At 72.2% G+C, this 299-nt stretch carries 1 protein-coding gene; it reads right to left on the bottom strand.

Annotation, left to right across the window (positions count from 1 at the left end):
- Positions 1-299, bottom strand: a 299-nt coding sequence (locus PUR61_RS45465) for an ABC transporter permease subunit (RefSeq protein ID WP_443035213.1), incomplete at both ends; no start/stop codon positions are given.

Below are 299 nucleotides of genomic sequence, written 5' to 3'. Positions count from 1 at the left end.
TGGACGGTGAGGCCGTTTTCGAGGCAGCCGAGGAGGGCGACGGCGAGGAGGGTGCCGCCGATGCCGCCCTTGCCGCCCTTGAGGGCGGCGCCGCCGAGGGCGGCGGCGGTGATGGCCTTGAGTTCGAGGCCTTCGCTGCCGGAGACGGGCTGGCCGGAGCCGGTGCGGGCGGTGAGGAGGATGCCGGCGAGGGCGGCGACGGTGCCGATGAGGGCGTAGACGGCGATGAGGTATTTGTTGATGTTGATGCCGGCGAGGCGGGCGGCGGTGTCGTTGCCGCCGATGGCGTAGAGGTTGCG

The organism is Streptomyces sp. BE20, from assembly GCF_036322525.1.
Lineage (GTDB): Bacteria > Actinomycetota > Actinomycetes > Streptomycetales > Streptomycetaceae > Kitasatospora.
The sequence above is the reverse complement of the archived record's forward strand: the minus strand, read 5'-3'. Positions and strand labels throughout refer to the sequence as shown.